The following is a 2,640-nucleotide window of genomic DNA, read 5'->3' on the forward strand; positions in this document are numbered from 1 at the left end:
CCGCCGCGCTGGCCGCCGACTCGGCGCGGCGCGCGGCGGCCGACTCGGCGCAGGCGGCCGCCGCGGCCGCGCTCCCCGACACGCTGCCCATGCTCACGGTCGCGAACGCCGCCGACACGGTCGGGCGCGCGCTGTGGAGCGTGTGGGTGGGCGGCGCGACGTCGGACAGCGCCGCGTTCCCCACGCCGACCGGCGTGGATCCGGCGACGCTGCCGGTGCTCGTCGTCGCGCCGACGGTCGAGGGGACGCCGTGGGTCGACGTCTACATGGGCGCCTTCGCGCAGCGCGAGCAGGCGGAGTCGCTGCGCGTCTCGCTGGCGCGGCGCGGGCTGCTGGGCGCCGGCTCCGGGCAGGTGCGGCGTACGCCGTTCGCGCTGCTGCTCGCCGACAGCGTGCGCGCGGTGGACGTGCCCGCCCGGCTGCAGGCGCTGGCGCGGCGCGACGTGCGCGCCTACCCGCTCGCGCGCGGCGGCGGGCTGGTCGCGCTGTACGCCGGCGCGTACCAGACGCAGGACCAGGCGCTCTACCTCGCGCGCACCCTCCAGAAGGCCGGCGTGCCGGCCACGCTGGTTTACCGAATCGGGAGAAGTCTGTAAGTGCGGTTGACCAAGCTGGAGCTGCAGGGCTTCAAGTCGTTCGCGGACCACACGTTCCTGCAGTTCGACAAGGGCGCCACGGCGATCGTCGGGCCCAACGGGTGCGGCAAGTCGAACGTGTCCGACGCCATCCGCTGGGTGCTCGGCGAGCAGCGCGCGCGCATGCTGCGCGGCGGCTCGATGACCGAGGTCATCTTCCAGGGGTCGTCGGCGCGGCGCCCGGTGAACGTCGCCGAGGTCTCGCTCCACTTCGACAACCGCGAGGGGACGCTCCCGGTCCCGTTCAAGGAGGTCGTCATCACCCGCCGCCTGTCGCGGTCGGGGGAGAGCGAGTACTTCCTGAACCGCACGGCGTGCCGCCTGCGCGACATCCAGGACCTCGTGCGCGGCACGGGGCTGGGCGCCGACTCGGGCGTGGTGATCGAGAGCAAGATGATCGACGCCCTGCTCTCCGACCGCCCCGACGACCGGCGCGAGCTGTTCGAGGAGGCGGCGGGCGTGGGGCTCTACCGCGACCGGCGCCGCAGCACCGAGCGCCGCCTCGAGGAGACGAGCGTCGACCTGTCGCGCCTGGACGATCTGATCAACGAGGTCGCCAGCCAGACGCGCGCGCTCGCCCGCCAGCGCAAGCGCGCCGAGCGGCACGCCGAGCTGACGGCGCGCCGCTTCAACGTCGAGCTGACGCTCGCGGGGCGCGAGATGGCGGAGTGGAAGGACGAGCTGGCGCGCCTCGACGCGCGGCTCGCCGAGCTGCAGCTGCTCAACCCGCAGGCCGAGGCGACGCTGGCCGAGACGGAGCGGGCGCGCGAGACGGCGCAGCAGGCGCGCGGTTCGGCCGAGGCGCAGCGCGCGGAGCTGGCGCGCATCGTCGGCGGCGAGCGGCAGACGGTGCTGCAGCTGCAGGCGGAGCTGGCGGTCGCCGAGGAGCGGCAGCGCAACGCGACGTCGCGCCGCAGCCGCGCCGAGGAGGAGCAGAAGGAGGGGGAGGCGCTGGGGCACCGCGTGGCCGAGGAGCGCGAGCGCGCCCTCGCCGAGCGCGCGCAGTGCGAGCAGACGCTGGCCGGCGCGGCGCAGGAGCTGGCCGAGCGCGCGGCGCTGGAGGAGGAGACGCGGCGCGCCGTGGCCGCCGCGCGGCAGCACGTCGAGCAGCCGGAGCGCGCGGCGCGCGCGCTGCGCGAGCGGGCGCGCCGCCTGGAGATCGACCGCGAGGCGACGCACCGCGAGGAGCAGGAGGTGGGGCAGCGGCGCGCCGCGCTCGACGCCGAGCTGTCGGCGCTCGCCGACCGGATGTCGGCGGTCGAGCGCGAGACGGTCGCCGCCGCCGAGGCGCTGGAGCTGGCGCGGGAGCAGGTGGCGCAGGCGCAGTTCGAGCTCGACGAGGCGCGGCAGGCGGTGCGCGCGGCGCGCGACGGCGAGGCCGGCGCGCGCGCCGAGCTGGCGCGTGCCGACGAGGCGCACACGTCGATCCAGGGGAAGATCAACGGGCTGGAGGCGCTGGAGCGCGACCGCGTCGGCCTCGCCCCGGCCGCCGCGCGCCTGCTCAAGGAGCGGCAGCAGTTCGGCGACGGCGCGGTGCTCGGCCCGCTCTCCGACTTCGTCACCGCCGACACCGACGCCGCCGTGCTGGTCGAGCGTTTCCTCGGCGCGAGCGTGCACGCGGTGGTGGTGCGCGACCGCGCGGTGGCGGAGCGCGTGCGCGGGTGGCACGCGGCGGCGAACCTGGGCCCCCTGCTCCTCCTGCCGGCCGACGCGATTCCGGCGACGTCGCCGTTCGCCGGGGCGACCACGCCCGACGGGATGGCGCTCGACGCCAGCGGGCTCGCGCAGCGCGTGCGCGCGGCCGAGCCGGCGGGCGGGTGGGTGCGCACGCTGCTCGGCGGCGTCGAGGTGCTGGGCGAGGGGAGCGCGTTCGTGGACGCGCGCGGCGCGGTGCTGCTCCCCGGGCAGACGACCGGCCCCGGCCTGCTCCGCCGCCGCGCCGAGCTGACCGAGCTGCGCGAGCACCTGGCGGCCACCGACGCGCGGCGCGGGCGCTCGCGCGAGG

At 77.2% G+C, this 2,640-nt stretch carries 2 protein-coding genes; both read left to right on the forward strand.

Translation table 11 applies throughout. The annotated features are described in order from the left end of the window. The coding region (locus PYV61_RS23840) for a hypothetical protein (RefSeq protein ID WP_275836372.1) at nucleotides 1-596 on the forward strand (596 nt) is incomplete at its 5' end. Continuing rightward, nucleotides 597-2,640, forward strand: a 2,044-nt coding sequence (locus tag PYV61_RS23845; protein ID WP_275836373.1) for an AAA family ATPase, incomplete at its 3' end; no start/stop codon positions are given. It abuts the gene before it with no gap.

This window comes from Roseisolibacter sp. H3M3-2 (assembly GCF_029211165.1).
In the GTDB taxonomy this organism is placed as follows: Bacteria; Gemmatimonadota; Gemmatimonadetes; order Gemmatimonadales; family Gemmatimonadaceae; genus Roseisolibacter.